The 14670-nt window shown below is 64.1% G+C and carries 18 protein-coding genes and 1 pseudogene; 9 read left to right on the top strand and 10 right to left on the bottom strand.

Features of this window, described 5'->3' with window-relative positions:
* The 3 genes from BRA62_RS08320 to BRA62_RS08310 all read right to left on the bottom strand — a co-directional run.
* The coding region (locus BRA62_RS08320; RefSeq protein ID WP_292366106.1) for a beta-ribofuranosylaminobenzene 5'-phosphate synthase at positions 1-1421 on the bottom strand (1421 nt) is incomplete at its 3' end.
* A 72-nt stretch (positions 1422-1493) separates the two neighbouring features.
* Positions 1494-2648 (bottom strand): cofactor-independent phosphoglycerate mutase, encoded by a 1155-nt coding sequence (locus BRA62_RS08315; RefSeq protein WP_292366105.1) that lies wholly within the window; start codon positions 2646-2648, stop codon positions 1494-1496.
* A gap of 62 nt (positions 2649-2710) precedes the next feature.
* The gene (locus BRA62_RS08310) at positions 2711-3643 is read right to left on the bottom strand and encodes an NAD-dependent epimerase/dehydratase family protein (protein ID WP_305066659.1); all 933 of its coding nucleotides are present in this window, start codon (positions 3641-3643) and stop codon (positions 2711-2713) included.
* A 307-nt stretch (positions 3644-3950) separates the two neighbouring features.
* Here BRA62_RS08310 and BRA62_RS08305 point away from each other — a divergent pair, with 307 nt between their 5' ends.
* From BRA62_RS08305 to BRA62_RS08275, 8 genes and pseudogenes are all read left to right on the top strand, one after another.
* The gene (locus tag BRA62_RS08305; protein ID WP_292366103.1) at positions 3951-4823 is read left to right on the top strand and encodes a DUF368 domain-containing protein; all 873 of its coding nucleotides are present in this window, start codon (positions 3951-3953) and stop codon (positions 4821-4823) included.
* A 66-nt stretch (positions 4824-4889) separates the two neighbouring features.
* A complete protein-coding gene (locus BRA62_RS08300; RefSeq protein WP_292366102.1) occupies positions 4890-5762 on the top strand; it encodes a methanogenesis marker 12 protein in 873 nt (290 codons plus the stop codon).
* Between the two features lie 95 nt (positions 5763-5857).
* Positions 5858-6127 (top strand): annotated as a pseudogene (locus tag BRA62_RS12755) (6-phospho-3-hexuloisomerase); the annotation flags it as partial.
* A 109-nt stretch (positions 6128-6236) separates the two neighbouring features.
* Positions 6237-6476 carry a hypothetical protein gene (locus tag BRA62_RS12750; protein WP_331519785.1) on the top strand — a complete coding sequence of 80 codons (240 nt, stop codon included), beginning with the start codon at positions 6237-6239 and terminating at the stop codon, positions 6474-6476.
* 162 nt (positions 6477-6638) lie between these two features.
* Positions 6639-7184, top strand: coding sequence for a pyruvate ferredoxin oxidoreductase subunit gamma (locus BRA62_RS08290; protein WP_292366101.1), 546 nt, complete (start codon positions 6639-6641; stop codon positions 7182-7184).
* The gene (locus BRA62_RS08285) at positions 7184-7444 is read left to right on the top strand and encodes a 4Fe-4S binding protein (protein ID WP_292366100.1); all 261 of its coding nucleotides are present in this window, start codon (positions 7184-7186) and stop codon (positions 7442-7444) included. Before BRA62_RS08290 ends, BRA62_RS08285 begins: the two co-directional genes overlap by 1 nt.
* Entirely contained in the window at positions 7444-8598 is a 1155-nt protein-coding gene (locus tag BRA62_RS08280) for a transketolase C-terminal domain-containing protein (protein ID WP_292366099.1), read from the top strand. The genes BRA62_RS08285 and BRA62_RS08280 overlap by 1 nt, the downstream gene beginning before the upstream one ends.
* A complete protein-coding gene (locus BRA62_RS08275; protein ID WP_292366098.1) occupies positions 8599-9510 on the top strand; it encodes a thiamine pyrophosphate-dependent enzyme in 912 nt (303 codons plus the stop codon).
* On the opposite strand, the gene BRA62_RS08270 is transcribed toward BRA62_RS08275, so the two are convergent.
* The 7 genes from BRA62_RS08270 to BRA62_RS08240 all read right to left on the bottom strand — a co-directional run bounded on the left by BRA62_RS08270 (position 9485) and on the right by BRA62_RS08240 (position 14285).
* Positions 9485-10060 (bottom strand): LysE family translocator, encoded by a 576-nt coding sequence (locus tag BRA62_RS08270; protein ID WP_292366097.1) that lies wholly within the window; start codon positions 10058-10060, stop codon positions 9485-9487. The two genes, BRA62_RS08275 and BRA62_RS08270, sit on opposite strands and share 26 nt — an antisense overlap.
* Positions 10057-10671 carry a DUF5803 family protein gene (locus BRA62_RS08265; protein ID WP_292366096.1) on the bottom strand — a complete coding sequence of 205 codons (615 nt, stop codon included), beginning with the start codon at positions 10669-10671 and terminating at the stop codon, positions 10057-10059. The genes BRA62_RS08270 and BRA62_RS08265 overlap by 4 nt, the downstream gene beginning before the upstream one ends.
* Complete coding sequence (gene thrC, locus BRA62_RS08260; protein WP_292366095.1) at positions 10611-11816, bottom strand: threonine synthase; 1206 nt, start codon at positions 11814-11816, stop codon at positions 10611-10613. The genes BRA62_RS08265 and thrC overlap by 61 nt, the downstream gene beginning before the upstream one ends.
* A 62-nt stretch (positions 11817-11878) precedes the next feature.
* On the bottom strand, positions 11879-12625 hold the full coding sequence (locus BRA62_RS08255; RefSeq protein WP_292366094.1) for a metal-dependent hydrolase: 747 nt from the start codon (positions 12623-12625) through the stop codon (positions 11879-11881).
* A 9-nt stretch (positions 12626-12634) separates the two neighbouring features.
* The gene (locus BRA62_RS08250; protein ID WP_292366093.1) at positions 12635-13432 is read right to left on the bottom strand and encodes a carbon-nitrogen hydrolase family protein; all 798 of its coding nucleotides are present in this window, start codon (positions 13430-13432) and stop codon (positions 12635-12637) included.
* 2 nt (positions 13433-13434) lie between these two features.
* Complete coding sequence (locus BRA62_RS08245; protein WP_292366092.1) at positions 13435-13635, bottom strand: hypothetical protein; 201 nt, start codon at positions 13633-13635, stop codon at positions 13435-13437.
* Complete coding sequence (locus BRA62_RS08240) at positions 13632-14285, bottom strand: MarC family protein (RefSeq protein ID WP_292366091.1); 654 nt, start codon at positions 14283-14285, stop codon at positions 13632-13634. The genes BRA62_RS08245 and BRA62_RS08240 overlap by 4 nt, the downstream gene beginning before the upstream one ends.
* Before the next feature lie 173 nt (positions 14286-14458).
* Between BRA62_RS08240 and BRA62_RS08235 the strand changes: the two genes are divergently transcribed.
* A partial coding sequence (locus tag BRA62_RS08235) for a hypothetical protein (RefSeq protein ID WP_292366090.1) occupies positions 14459-14670 on the top strand: 212 nt, incomplete at its 3' end.

Genomic DNA, 14670 nt, shown 5'->3' with positions numbered 1-14670 from the left:
ACCGTCGGCCCGAACGAGCTCAGGCCCGCACCGGCGGCGCCGGCCTGCACCGTCGCCTTGAGGAGCGCGGAGACGACCGGGTGCTGCATCGCCACCTCGACCTTTTTGAACCCAAGAGTTTGTGTCCTGTTGATCGCCGAACCGAAGAGGTCGAGGTCGTGCTCGACAAGGCCCGGGATCATCCGCATGAGCACCTCGTGGCAGAGTTCCCGCACCTCATTGAGCGGCACCGGGCAGTGTGTGCGGAAGATGTCGACCTCCCTTCCCCCGTGCGCCCCTGCGCTGGTATCCGGGGTCACGAGCAGGATACGCCAGTCCTCCGGGAACCGGTGCCTGGCGAGAACCGGCGGGGGCGCGACGCCCCGCGATGCCGCCGAGGGGCGGAAGTCCTGCTTTCCTTCAGGAGTTCCGAGCCGGTGCCCGCCGTCCAGGATGAACCCCCCCTGGTCGAACGCCGCCGTGCCGATGCCGGAGGTCCCGCCGCGCCCGACGGCCTTCGCAAGGTCGCATACGGAGACGTCCCGCTCGTAAAGCCGGCAGAGGGCGGCGGCCGTAGCGAGGGCAATCTGCGTCCCGCTCCCGAGTCCGGCGTGCTGCCGTGCGGTGGCATGCAGGGCGATCTCCGCACCCCCGGGGAGTCCGAGCGTCTCCTTCGCCGCCCGGGCCGCATCGGCAACCCTGCGGCGTGCCTCCTCGTCGCCGCCGCGAACCTCGATCCCCGTGGCTTTCCGCGCATCGAGCACGCACCCGGGCTCGTCGAGGGTGACCCCGACCCCGCCGTCCACCCTGCCCGAGGTGCCGTTCATATCGAGCAGGGTGATGTGAATCCGTGACGGGGCGTCGACCAGCACCCTGATCTCGTCCGCAAACGCCGTGCAGGGGAAGATCTCCTCGATAGCGATCAACGGCTCCTCGCGGTGGATGATCCGGTATTTCCGCGAGAGCATCGGTTCGCACCGGTGGACGTTGAACGTCCGGGCCAGGTTCGTACCGGCGCGGATGACGCGGGCATCGGTGATCTCCCGGCGCGACTCTATCCGGTGGCGGCGGAGAATCCTCCCGATGGGGATATCGGCCCGCATGAGGTCCTGCCTGAACTCCGGTGCAAGCCGCCGGAGCGGGGTGCAGGAGACCGCATAGATGAGCACCTCTCCCGTTACGCCGTCTTTTAGCTCCACGACACGGTAGTTGACCTCATCGCCCTGCTCGATATCGAGTGCCGCCGCCGCCTCGGTATCGGCGGCGACGACATCCTGCACCAGGGTGGTGATGGTGACGGGATGGCCCGTCGCCATCTCGAGCAGGCCGGTCACCGACCCGTCGGTCCCGATGAGAACCTTCTGCAGCGGGGAGAGCCTTCCCACGCCCTGCTCGATCTCCCGTATCTTCTCGACGATACTGTCTGCCGTCAGGGGTTCCATGTCCTTGGGTAGCGTTGTACATGGAGACTACAAAAAGATGGTGCCGGAAAATCCGCCCTCATCCGGGGCGGTTCACGGTGAAAAGAACAGGGACAGGAAGTCAGGAGCCTCCATGAGCCCGAACGAACCCTCTCTCGCCTCGCGCTCGGAGAACGCGGCAACATCGTCCCTCCCCTTCCCGAGCACCGCGAACGGCACCGGGTCCGCGGTATGGGTCCTGCACCGAATCGGCGTCGGATGGTCGGGGAGGACCGCGACGGCCGTATCCGGGCGGTCGAGGACGATCCCGATCGCCTCGTCGAGCCGCTCGATCGCCCGCACCTTCTCCTCCACGCTCCCCATGTGCCCGGCCTCGTCGGGGGCCTCGACGTGCATGTAGACGAAGTCGAGGCGGTCGAGGGCGTCGACCGCATACCGGGCCTTCGCCTCGTAGTCGGTGTCGGTGAACCCGGTGGCGCCCGGGACGTGGATCACCTCCATCCCGGCAAGGCGGGCGATGCCGGCCAGGAGGTCGACCGCGGAGATCACCCCTCCGGCAAGGCCGTACTTCTCGCGGAAGGGCGCGAGCGACGGCTTCTTCCCGCCGCTCCACGGCCAGATCTCGGTTGCCGGGGTCTTCCCCTCCTCCCGGCGGCGGCGGTTGACCGGGTGGCCGGCAAAGACCTCGCGTGCCTGCTCCATGCATTCGCGGAGGAGTTCGGCGTCGTCTCCGCGCGGGAGGAACTCCGTGATCGGCTGACCGACGATATCGTGGGGCGGGGTGGTGACGGCGCCGCGCGCGCGGGGGACGGTCATCAGGTTCCGGTAGCTGATCCCCGGGTAGACCCGGATGCCATCGAGCAGAGCGTCGAGATCGCGCAAGAGTTCGGCCCCCTCGGCGCTCGAGATGTGCCCGGCGTTGAAGTCCTCCATCACGCCGCCCCGGATCGTGACCAGGTTGCACCGGTAGGCCATCTCCCCCTCCCCGAGATCGATGCCCATGCTGGCCGCCTCAAGCGGCCCCCTCCCGGTATAGGAGGTACGGGGATCGTAGCCCAGGATGGAGAGGTTCGCGACGTCGCTCCCCGGCTCGAATCCTTCCGGCACGGTCCGGAGCATCCCGCATCGCCCCTCATGGGCGATCCTGTCCATATTCGGTATCTCTGCGTATTCGAGGGGTGTCCTGCCCCCCAGTTCGGCAAGCGGCTCGTCCGCCATGCCGTCCCCGAGAATGATGATGTACTTCATGTGAACCCTGTGCAGCCCTGGTAATGCCTAAAATTTCGGCCCGGATAGGGGGGCGTGCCTCTCTACCCGAGCATGGCGCGGACCGCTGTCCGGACGCTCTCTTCCGAGGTGGTGGCGCACCGCCAGCCAAGATCCTTGAGTTTCTCGACCGAGAGCTGCATTCTGGGCACGTCGCCGACCCAGCCCCGCGCTCCGCCGGTGAACCGGTAGCGTACGCCGGAAAGACCCATCTCCTCCGCGACAATATCGGCGATCCTGACGACGTCGATCCAGTCCTCGGAGCCGATGTTGAAGGTGTTCACCGGGTCGCGCGAGTGCTCGATCCCGAACTGCACGGCGCGGACGCACTCCCCGACCTCCAGGTAGGATTTCGTCTGCCTGCCGTCGCCCAGGATCTCGAGTTCCTGCGGGTTTTCCCGGAGTTTGCGGATGAAGTCGGAGATGACGCCGTGTCCGCTCCTCTCACCGATGATATTTGCAAACCGGTAGACCCAGGACGTCATCTCAAACGAGTGGCAGTAAGACGATATGAGCGCCTCGCAGGCAAGTTTCGTCGCACCGTAGACAGATATCGGTTCGAGCGGGGTGTAAGTCTCCGGCGTCGGGATGACGGCGGCATCGCCGTAGACGGTCGAGGTCGAGGTGAAGACCAGTTCCGGCACGCCGTGCGCCCTCATCGCCTCGAGCACCCGGTGCGTCGCGACGATATTGTTCCTGATCTGGGAGTCCGGGGTCACGGCGCTCTGCCGGACGTCGGGGTCCGCGGCGATATGGTAGACCCGGTCTGCACCTTTAAATCGCTCCTGCCAGCCGTCATCGAGCAGATTCTGCCTGACGAAAGTGACCCGCCCGCCCACCGTGTGGTGCGCGAGGTTCATCTCGGTGCCCGCACTGCAGTCATCGATGATCAGCACATCGTCTCCCGCCGCGGCCAGGGCGTCGACGACGTGCGAACCGATGAAACCGGCACCGCCCGTTACGATACAGAACATCATAGAGTAATGTCCCTCTCACGCTATAGGGTTTACTTATGGGTGAGGCGGGGAAAAAGCCCCCTTCATCCGGCACATGCAGGGGAGTTCAACACGGAGAAAGGTTAATGCCCGTACCCGGTTCACTCCACGATCCGATACCTTCGATCGGGGCATATTTTTCATGATTGTCTCCGACATATGATGAACCACAAGGAGTTGTCCGATTGAGAGAGGCATGCACCTGTTGCAGGGCCGGCGGGTCTCTGGCCGCCGTCAGCCCACAAAGCCGGGTTTTTATGTTCGATGATAACCGCAACGGAGCCAAACCATGAGCCTGCGCCCGGGTATCCGGGAACACGCCGGGATCTATCTCCGCGGTCTCGCGATGGGAGCCTGCGATATCGTTCCCGGCGTCTCGGGGGGGACGATCGCCCTCATCACCGGCATCTACGAGCGGCTGGTCGGGGCCATCGGCAGCATCGACCCTGCCTCGGTAAAACACCTCGCGAGGGGGGACTTCGGCTCTCTCCGGGCAGATCTCGAGAAGATCGATATCCCGTTCCTCGTCGTCCTCATTGCCGGTATCGGTACCGCCTTCCTCCTGATGTCCCGGGTGATTCTCTCCCTCCTCGCCAGCCATGCGGTCGAGACCTACTCCTTCTTCCTCGGCCTCATCATCGCCTCTGCGGTCGCCATATTCCTTGAGATCCGCTCGCACAACGCGGCAACCCTTGCCTTCCTCGCAATCGGAACCGGCGCCGGGTACCTCCTCGGGGGCCTCGGGCACCTCGACGTCGGCCACTCCCTGCCGGTTCTCTTCCTCACCGGGATGGCGGCGCTCTGCGCCATGATCCTCCCCGGGGTATCGGGCGCCTACATAACCCTCGTCCTCAACCAGTACGAGTTCATGCTTGAGGCGCTCCGGGCTTTCTCTCTCCCCGAGATATTCGCCTACGTCGCCGGCGGTGTTGCCGGCCTCCTCCTCTTCACGAAAGCCCTCAAGTACCTCCTCGCGACCTACCACGGGGCGATGCTCGCCCTGCTCACCGGGCTGATGCTCGGTTCGGCGAGGATGCTCTGGGAGAAAGGGGCTGCGGCCGGGGACATGGTTGCCGGCGGCTGGCTCTTCTTCATTGTGGGTCTCGCCGTCGTCGGCGCGGTGGAATGCACGAAGAGGCGCTATCAGGGCAGCGTGGCCTGATTCCCGTCTCCTCTTACGGGGCGATCCGAAAACTTACTTCTTCCCCGGGGTGCAACGCGCTATATCATGTTCATCGGCATCGACCACGGCACTACCGCGATGCGTTTTTCCACCGGCAAAGAGGTGTTCAAGATCTCCCGTGAAGAGGCCAGGCACTTTTCGGCCGGCGACCTTGCCCGCCTCTCCCCGCTCGACGAGATCGAGGGTATTGCCGTCTGCTACTCGATGGGCGACGGCATCTCGGCCGTAACCGATATCGGGAAAGTCAAAAACCGCGGCGTCATCTCCCGGGAGGGTGCCGGCAAGCACATCGGCGGCGGCACCCGGGTCTACGACGAGATTAAAGAGAGCGGGCTCCCCGCCGTCGTGGTCCCCGGGCTGCACCGCGGATCTCCGACCGATCCGCGGTTCAAGGCCTACTCCCACCAGGCGAGCCCCGAGAAGATCGGGATCCTGTACGAGGTCGTGCACGACCTCGGGAACGACGTCGTGGTCTGCGACGCGAGCTCGAACACCGTCACCCTCCTCGTGACCGGCGGCCGGATCACCGGTGCGTTCGACGCCTGCATCTTCGCGCCCGGCACCCGGCACGGCGCTCTCGACGTTGACGCCATCCGCCGTATCGACCGGGGCGAATCCACGGCGAACGACGCCTTCCTCCACGCTGGTTTGAACTATACGGTGCCCCCCGATCTACGGGTGGAGACAATGGCCATGTTTGCCGCGATGGAATGCGCAGCGATGCTTCTCATAAACCCCGGCGCGAAAGTCGCCCTCGCCGGCTCCATGGCGCCCGCCATCGCGCCGGGGGTGGAGGCCCTCCTCGCCCGGAAAGTCGCCGTCTACGACGAGTGGTGCGCCGCCCGGGGCCTCGCCAGGATCGCCCGCGATGTCTTCTCGGGAGCAACCGGGATCCTCGGGCTCGCGGTGGAGCGGTAGGCCCGCCCGGGCAAACCGGCAGTAAGCGCCTTCGGTTTCATACTCTTTTATGTTGTGCCGGGTAGTATAGTGGATTGAAAAGAGGAGGGACAAACATGCAGTCGGACTGCCCCAGTATCGCCGATCTCATGCTCCTGATGACGTCGCGTCTCGAAGAGACTACACGCGCCATGGACCTCGAGAGCGCGGGCCAGTTTCTCGATGAGATCCTCAGCGCAAAACGGATCTATCTGGCCGGCGCCGGGCGATCGGGTCTTGTCGCGCGGGCGTTTGCCCAGCGGCTGATGCACCTCGGGTTTGAAAGTTACGTCATCGGCGAGACGATCACGCCCGCGTTCGGGCCGGAAGACGTGCTTGTCGCGTTCTCGGGTTCGGGCGAGACCCGGTCGGTCGTGGACACGTGCGAGACCGCCCGGGAGATCGGGGGGGGAGATCTGCCTCGTTACATCGACGCCCGACTCGCATATCGGGCGCATGGCCGACTGCATCGTCGAGATCGGGAACAACCGGCTCAAGGATGCGGATATCCCGCGCGACTTCGAGATCCGCCAGCTCACCGGACAGTACCGGTCGATCTCCGGTTCGTTCGCCCCACTCGGGACCCTTTTTGAGACCGCGGCACTGGTCTTCTCCGACGCGGTCGTCTCCGCCCTGATGGAGGTGCGGCACTGCACCCCCGAGGAACTCAAAAGCCGCCTTGCAAACGTACAGTGAGCGGCGGCAGTCTCCGCGCCTCCGCTCCCCCTCTCCCGGCACCGGCAATAATTATGTCCTCTGGGGGGCAACAGATGTTTTGGCACGTTCACGGCTCCGGCGCGCCCTGTTGGTGCCGGGTATTTATATTATTAATCATTAAGATTTAAAGGGGGTTTTTGTTTGAGAGAGTTACGCATTCATGGCAGGGGCGGCCAGGGTTCCGTGACCGCCGCCGAACTCATCGCTTTCGCGGCATTCGAGGGTGGCGTGTATGCCCAGGCATTCCCGGCTTTCGGCGTGGAGCGGCGGGGCGCCCCGGTTCAGGCGTTCGTCCGCTTCAGCGATGAAAAGATCCGGCTGCGCAGCCAGATATACGAGCCGGACTACATCATTGTGCAGGACCCGACCCTGATCGGGGATGTGGATGTCTTTAAGGGCATGAAAGAAGGCGGCATCGCCATCGTCAACACCGAGAAGCCCGACTTCGATTCCCGGGTTCCGGAGGGCGTCAGGGTCTACACCATCGATGCGACCACCATCGCGCTCGAAGAACTCGGTGTGCCCATCACCAATACGACCCTGATGGGTGCTTTCGCCGCAGCCACCGGCGAGATCAAGCTGGAGCCGCTCGCACATGCGCTGCGGAGCCGGTTCTCCGGGAGCATGGCCGACAAAAACGTCAAAGCAGCGGAGCGCGCGTATAACCAGGTCGGGGGTGCCGCGTAATGGCGCTGCGGGTCGGCTGCGCCGCTGCTCCGGGCAGGGCTCTTGAGAATAAGACGGGCGCCTGGCGGGTCTTCAAACCGGTCTTTGAGCCTGAAAAGTGCACGAAATGCGGCATGTGCGCCCTGGTATGTCCGGAGGGGTGCGTCCACGAGACGGAGGAGGGCACGTTCGAGCCCGACCTCGACTACTGCAAGGGATGTGGCCTCTGCGTGGAGATCTGCCCGAAGAAAGGCATCCGGATGGAGAAGGAGGAGAAATAATGCTGGAGTTTATGGAAGGATCGCATGCGGTGGCCGAGATCGTAAAGCGCTGCCGCCCGCAGGTGATCGCAGCCTATCCCATCACGCCGCAGACGCACATCGTCGAAGACCTTGCCCAGATGGTGGCGAACTGTGAGATCGATGCCGAGTACATCACGGTCGAGAGCGAGTTCTCGGCCCTCTCCGCCTGCCTCGGTGCGAGTGCGGCGGGTTCCCGGGTCTATTCGGCAACGACGTCCCAGGGACTTGCCCTGATGTTCGAGGTCTGCTTCAACGCGGCGGGGATGCGCCAGCCGATCGTGATGACGATCGCAAATCGGTCTCTCGGCGCGCCGCTCTCGATCTGGAACGATCAGCAGGACTCGATATCCCTGCGCGACTCCGGGTGGCTGCAGTTCTACGCGGAGGACAACCAGGAGGCTGCCGATCTCCACATGATCGCCTATAAGGTCTGTGAAGACCACGACATCCTCCTTCCGGCGTTCGTCTGCTTCGACGGGTTCATCCTCACGCACACCTACGAGCCGGTCGCTCTCCCCACTCAGGAGGAGGTGGACGCCTACCTGCCGGCCTTTAGCCCGTACCAGCGGCTGGACGCCGCAAATCCCCTGAGCCTGGGGATGTACGCGACGCCGGAGTACTACATGGAGTTCCGGTACGAAGTCGACCGGGCGATGGAGCGTGCCAAGCAAGCGTTCATCAAGGCCGGGCGTGAGTTCGGCGAACAGTTCGGCAGGGACTACTCCGCGCTCGTCGAGGGCTACCGTCTCGAGGACGCCGATACCGCGCTCGTCGCCATGGGTTCCATCTGCGGCACCGCGAAGGACGCCATCGACGAGATGCGCGAGCACGGACGGAAGGTCGGGCTCTTGAAGATCCGGACCTACCGGCCGTTCCCTGCTCAGGAGATCGCGGATGCGCTCAAAGATGTCTCGACGGTGGCGGTGCTCGACAAGAACATCTCGCTCGGCAACGGCGGAGCGGTCGGCATCGAGGTGAAGACGGCGCTCTACGGCTCCGGTGCGGCCGTATACGACTACATCATCGCTCTCGGCGGGCGCGACGTGCGGAAGAAGGACATCGCCGCGATCGTCGATCTCGCCGAGAAGGGAAAAGGAGATATGTTCTATGGACTACGGACGGAGGTGCTCTGAATGGCTGAGGTAGAAGGGGGAGGATGCGAACTCTTCTCGGCCGGACACCGGGCGTGCGGAGGGTGCGGCCCGGCGCTTGCGGCCCGTCTCCTCCTCAAGGCGACCGGAAAGAACGTCATCCTGGCCGCTTCGACGGGGTGCATGGAGGTCTTCTCCACGCCCTATCCGGAGACCGCATGGGGGGTTCCCTGGATCCACTCGCTCTTCGAGAACGTTGCAGCGGTTGCGTCGGGCATCGAAGCGTCGTTAAAGAGGCAGGGACGCAGCGAAAAGGTCGTCTGTGTCGCCGGCGACGGAGCCACGTTCGATATCGGAGTGCTCTGCATCAGCGGCGCCTTCGAGCGGGGCCACGACATCACCTACATCTGCTACGACAACGAGGCCTACATGAACACGGGCATCCAGCGGTCGGGCGCGACACCCTACGGCGCAAGCACCACCACGAGCCCGGCAGGGAAGTGCTCGCCCGGAAACCTGCACCAGAAGAAGGATATGCCCGGGATCCTCGCGGCTCACGGTGCGCCCTACGTCGCGACCGCCTCGATCGCCTACCCGAACGACTTCATGCAGAAGGTCGAGCGGGCGATCAACACTCCCGGCCCCTGCTACATTCAGGTGCACACCCCCTGCTGCACGGGATGGGGCTTTGAGTCCGGCGAGACGCTTAACATGGCCAAGCTCGCCATCGAGACCGGCCTCTGGGTGAACTACGAGTTAGTCAATGGGCAGGTGGAGAAGGCGAAGAAGGTAAGGCGCAAACCCGTCGAGGAGTACCTCGCAAAGCAGAAGCGCTTCCGGCACCTCTTCAAGCCTGCCCGGCAGGATGACATGATCGCGAATATCCAGGCGGTCGCCGATGCCAACGCAGAGCGGTTCGGCATCGACATCAAGCGAAAAGAATCGTCAGAATAAAGTACAGCCCGAAGAGAACCATGGCGAGTCCGCTCGCCTGCACCACTTTTTTATAATGGACGCCGAGAACGTTCGCCCCCCGTGAGACGGCAAAGCCGAGAAGCCCGAGCCAGACGATATCTGCGCCGATATGCCCGACGTAGAACTCGACGAACGACGGGTGGAGCGCGAGGAATCCGACGCCGAACGTGAGCCACCAGACCCACCAGTAGGGGTTGCCGAGCGTGCAGGCCGCCCCGAAGGCGACCGGCGTCCGTGCCTCCTCCTTCACGACGACGGCATCTCCCGCACGGAGAAACTGCATGGCGCCGAGCACGGCGAGCACGCCCGATCCGACGAGAGCAATAATATTGATGTATGGAATGTCGCGCACACCGCAGGCTATGGCCGCGACCATCACGGCTTCGGGGATGCCGTGCCCTGCGATGAGCCCCGCAACGAACCGCCCGGGTTGCCGTGACCCGAGGCCGATGACCGAAGCGGTCATGGGCCCGGGCGACGCGGCCCCGGAGAACCCGATCAGGAACGATGCGGCGACGACCTCGATCATTCGCCCTCTTTCCTCCGCGAGATGATGAGCGGGAGGATCAGGACAAGCGCGACCGCGAGCCATATGGTGCCGAACGTGGTGAGCAGGATCTCGCGATCCGGGGTGTAGAAGCGGGCCTCCACGACTGTCATCCGGTCCCAGGCGATCTCCGTGGTCCCGTTCGGCCCGGTAGAGATCACGGCGCCGGGGCTGACCATGCCGATGAGCGGGTTTCTGACGTCGAAGCCCTCGGGAAGGGTGACGGTTACGGCATACGGCGTATTGAAGGCCGCGACAAGGCGGTTGTCTCTCACGAGAGCCCGGTAGGTGATGGTGTAGTTCCCCTCCGGGAAGGCGATGACGCCCCTCCCTGTCTCCCGATACTCGATCGGGCCTGAAGGGCCGAGCACCTCGAGTTCCTCGACCTGGAGCGGGACCCGCTCACCCATCATGCCCGGGGTCCAGAAGGCATGTTCGCTCCCCATGACCTCGACCGATGCCTCGTAGGCGGTGCCGTCGGGGAGTACCCGGATGACGGCCTCTTGTGCCGCCGCCGGAGCACAGATCAGGATCAGCGCAAGGCAGAGAGCAGCGAGGACAGGTCCGCGTCGATCTCGATTGGAGGCTCGCATTGTCGTACCACAGTTTCGGGATCTTTTAAGAGATGACCGGTCACCACACAGACGATCCGCTCATCCTTATCGATCAGGCCGAGTTCGGCAAGTTTCCGTATTCCGGCGACCGATGCCGCCGAGGCGGGTTCGACCCCGATGCCTTCTTTCCTCGCGAGATCCCGCTGCATCGCGAGGATCTCCTCGTCGGTCACGGCCGCCGCAGTCCCGCCGGTCGCGCGGATGGCGACGAGCGCTTTTTCTGCGTTCACCGGGGCGCCGATCCGTATCGCGGTCGCAACGGTCTCGGGCGCGGACTCCGGGACCAGCACCTCGAGATTCTGCTCGATCGCCTTCACCACCGGCTGCGAGCCGGCAGCCTGGATGCCGGTCATCATCGGCAGCCGGTCGATGAACCCGAGCGCCTCGAGCTCCCGGAGCCCTTTGTAGACTGCGGAGATGTTGCCTGCGTTTCCGACGGGGAGGACCATCCGGTCGGGCACCTCGCCGCCGAGCTGGTCGATCGCCTCGAACCCGATCGTCTTCTGCCCCTCCAGGCGATAGGGGTTGACCGAGTTTAAGAGATAAAGGCCCTGGCTGATGCAGAGCTCGTGTACCATCTCGAGCGCTTTATCGAAGTTGCCGCGGATGGAGATGACCCGCGCACCGTGCATCAGCGCCTGCGCGACCTTGCCGAGAGCCACCTTCCCCGCAGGCAGGAGGACGACGCAGGGGATGCCCCCTCTCGCGGCGTAGGCAGCGAGGCTTGCGGAGGTGTTCCCGGTGCTCGCGCAGGCGACGGTCTTCATCCCGAGTTCGAGGGCCATGCTGACGCCCACGGTCATGCCGCGGTCCTTGAACGACCCGGTCGGGTTCATCCCCTCGTGTTTGGCGTAGAGTTCGGGAAGACCCAGTTCCCTGCCGATGGCCTTCAGGTGGTAGAGCAGGGTGCCTCCTTCCCGGAGGGAGATCGGTTCGCCCCGGACCGGGAGGAGTTCGCGATAGCGCCAGACCGAGAGGGGACGCCGGTTCCATTCATCCCGGGAGACGTCGATGCTGTCCATGTCGTATTCGACGGCCAGCAGGTGTCCGCAGTGGTTGCACGTATAGATGATCTGGTCCGGTGTGTAGGTTGCACCACAATGAACGCAGACGAGACGGTACATAGAAAATCGTTGATCGCGCGGATACGTATAGGTATGGTATCGGGGGATTGGAACCGGCCGCTTCAACGCTTCCGCTGCTCGCGCCGGACGCGGGAGACGAGCATGAAGAGCAGCCAGAGGGAGGGGGTGCCGACGAGTGCAAGATGCCCGAGTCTCTCGGGTGACGCGGCGGTCACGAACGGTGCGACGAGCATCCCGGCCGCCGCTGCCGCGAGCACGATGGTGAAGGCTGCCGGACGCATCTCGAGGAGCCCCTGCGTCCGGACGCGGCCTGCCATCCGCCGCCGGGAGAAGGGGTAGAGCCAGGCGACGCCGGCCGGCGTGCAGGTGTCCTCCACGAGGTGGAGGACACACCCTGCAAAGAACGCGCACCCGAAAGCCGGAAGGAGCATGAGAGGCACCCCAAACCAGGTGAGGACGAGCGCCAGGTAACCCGAGAGAACGAGGGCGGTCAGCCCGACACCCGAAAACGAGTGGAGAAGCCCGCGGTGCCGGTGCCGGTAGCTCTTCCGGAGAAGCAGCATGAATACGAGGGAGAGCGGGTAGTAGATGAGGTATCTGATGGTATACCCAAAGACCGGAAGCACCACGGCAAAGCCGTTTACGACCTGCCCTCTCTTCCCTTTCGCGCCGGCTATCCTGCCGTTGAATATCGCTGCGTCGACGGCGTCGGCGTCCGGCGCTAGCGATCCGACGAAGACGCCGAAGAGAATGACGGCGATCGCGGCCGGGTCGATGACGGTGGCCCAGGGAGCGATAAGAAGTGCTGCCGTGGCGAGACTGAGCGATACATGCTGGTCACCCCGCATGGGATATCTCTACAGTTTGGAGAGCAGTCTGTGATAAAGGTCACTTCTGCGGTCCGAAAGTGAGGGGAGTCCTGATCGGGCCTCATGAACCGCTGTCGGGTCGACATTGACGAAGAGGAGTTCCGTGCCGTTCCCGCCCCGGGCAACAACGGTGCCGTCCGGGTCGGCGGCGAGCGACCCTCCGCAGTAGACCTCGTCCTGTCCCCCGGCCGTGTTGACCCCGGCCACGTAGTACCGGTTCTCGAGAGCCCGTGCGGGGAGCAGGATTTCCCAGTGAGGGAGCCGGCGGCAGGGCCATGCGGCCGGCACCAGTACGCACTCTGCCCCGGCGAGCGCGTAGATGCGGAAGAGTTCCGGGAACCGGAGGTCGTAGCAGACGGCAATCCCGAACGTCATCCCGTCGACGGTAAACGTGGCGATCCGGTCGCCTGCGGTGTAGTTGCGGTCCTCCCCTTCGGGTGAGAAGAGGTGGATCTTCGCGTAGGTGGCGAGGACTCCGCCGTCTGCACCGAGCACCACGACGGTGTTTCTGGGCCGGCGCCCCGGCATCGTTTCGACGATCGATCCCACGACTGCGATGCCGCTATTCTGTGCAATCCGTCCGAATGCGGCGGTGAGCGGGCCGTCCAGGGGCTCGCCGGAACCCTGCGGGACCTCCGGCGACCATCCGGTCACGAACTGCTCGGGAAAACAGATGAGCGATGCTCCCGCTGCTGCGGCCTCCCCGGCCATCCGGCCGGCCGCCGCAAGCATCCCGGCCGGTCTCTCACCGCCGCCGGCAACCTGGGCAAGCGCTATCTTCGTCATCGTCAGGACGGGCTCATGTCCCGGCCCCTGCAGGAGAGAACGAGCATGACGGCGCCGAGGACGACGAGGACAGCGAGTGCCACCATGACGTACGGGGCGAACGGGACTTCTACAGCGAACATCTGTGCCCCGATGAGGATCCCGCCTGCAATGATGCAGGTGCTGATCAGGGCCGCTCCGGGAAGCGTAAGGTCGGGTGTCATGCAAAACCTCCGGTAAGTATGGGGAAGGCGGTTCTGATGCCGATGAGAATGAACTGGACCGCGATCGCGATGAGGAGCATACCCATCAGCCGGTTGACGGCGCGGTACTCCCGCTGGCCGATGCGCCGGACGATGATGTCGGCGTTCTGCATCATGTAATAGGTCATCCCGATGGCCGCAACGGCAGCGATCGGCACGACGGCAATTGCGGCGACGCTCATGCCCATCGCCTCGTTCATCAGCACGATTGCGGAGGTGATGGCGCCGGGCCCCGTGATCATCGGGATTGCGAGCGGCATGACGGCGATGTCGTCCGCGTCCTGCCCTTCGTACTTCTCGGTAGCGGTCATCTTCGTCCGGGAGGTCTTTGCGTAGACCATGTCCATGCCTATGCCGAAGAGGAGGAGGCCGCCGGCGATGCGGAAGGCCTCGATAGAGATGCCGAAGAGCTGCAGGATCCAGCCGCCTGCGACGGTGAAGAGCAGCAGGATAATCAGGGCGAACCGGCTTGCGTCACGTGCGACCCTGAGCTTTGCCGCCTGGTCCATCGTGCCCGTGAGAGAGACGAAGATCAGGGTGGCTGCGAGCGGGTTCACTACGATGAGGATCGAAGAGAAACTCAGCAGCGCGAAACTCAGGAGATCAGCCATTCGTGATCAGGTATGCGGTAGGTCCGATATTAGCGCTTGTGGTTTTGAGGGAGGACGGCCGATCTGTTTCTCCGGAAACCTGCTCCAGTAAAGAATTTTTCCGCCGGCAGGCCGCGTTGGCGCGGGGATATCCCTGCGGAGGCTTCGCTGGTGGCTTGCGGTGTGGTGGGGACGTGAGTAATGATGTCTACAGGTGGGAGTTGGGAGTTCAATCATCGAAGATGCGAATCATACTGGTGATGTATGATACTGACGCGATCGGAGTGCAAGAACAGTCACAACGAGGAAAAAGCCCGGTGCAGTGGACCGTGGGAGACTCCACACCTGGCGATTTTCTTCGGTTGCATCTTGCACGGATTTCGAGGGGATATCGCGTCTGGGGGAG

Origin of the sequence: Methanoculleus sp. UBA208 (assembly GCF_002498065.1) — an archaeon.
Classification (GTDB): Archaea; Halobacteriota; Methanomicrobia; order Methanomicrobiales; family Methanoculleaceae; genus Methanoculleus.
This window is presented reverse-complemented; position numbering and strand designations above follow the sequence as displayed.